Below are 236 nucleotides of genomic sequence, written 5' to 3' on the forward strand. Positions count from 1 at the left end.
GGCGTACCCCATCTGCGCCGTGCTCTATGCGGTGGGGGCTCTTATTGGCATGGGATCCTCGTCGCTGGCCTCCTTCTATCTGGGCAAGGGGGAGCAGGCCAGGGCGCGCCACATCGTCGGCAATGCCCTGGTGATGGTGCTCATCGCCTCCGCGCTGCTCGCCTTCATTGGCATTCGTTACGGCGAGGCCATGCTTGTCTGGATGGGGGCGCAGGGGGTCATCTTCGACGCAGGCT

At 64.8% G+C, this 236-nt stretch carries 1 protein-coding gene; it reads left to right on the forward strand.

Going from position 1 to position 236, the window contains the following annotated elements; genetic code table 11:
* Positions 1-49 precede the first annotated feature (49 nt).
* On the forward strand, positions 50-236 hold a 187-nt coding region (locus RG959_RS24905), incomplete at its 3' end, for a hypothetical protein (RefSeq protein WP_342799374.1).

Origin of the sequence: Domibacillus sp. 8LH (assembly GCF_038806185.1) — a bacterium.
In the GTDB taxonomy this organism is placed as follows: domain Bacteria; phylum Bacillota; class Bacilli; order Bacillales; family Domibacillaceae; genus Domibacillus; species Domibacillus indicus_A.